This window comes from Robertmurraya sp. DFI.2.37, assembly GCF_029211245.1.
Lineage (GTDB): Bacteria > Bacillota > Bacilli > Bacillales > Cytobacillaceae > Robertmurraya > Robertmurraya methanolica_A.
In genome coordinates this window covers 1-255 of record NZ_JARGEJ010000968.1, presented here as the reverse complement: position 1 = coordinate 255, position 255 = coordinate 1, and the positions used below count along the sequence as shown (strand labels likewise).

Here is a 255-nt window from a genome sequence, read left to right as displayed (position 1 = left end):
GATTCATGAACTAAGTAAAAGAAAATTTAAAGTAACACAAATCGCTAAGGAGCTTAAGATCTCAAGACCAACTGTCTATAAGTATTTAGAAATGACGTTTGATGAGGCAAAAGCTTACACTGAACAGTCTTCGGGAAAGAAGAAAAAACTAGATTCCTATAAAGACTGGATACTTGCATGGCTAGAAGAGTATCCTCACCTGAGTAGTGCTCAAATTCATGATTGGCTTTTGGAGAGATATCCAGACCTATCGGT

Annotated in this window: 1 protein-coding gene; it reads left to right on the top strand. The window is 36.9% G+C overall.

All coding sequences use genetic code 11. From position 1 onward, the window contains the following. Position 1 precedes the first annotated feature (1 nt). Positions 2-255 (top strand): helix-turn-helix domain-containing protein (locus PZE06_RS29375; protein ID WP_275792594.1); only part of this gene is annotated, 254 nt, incomplete at its 3' end.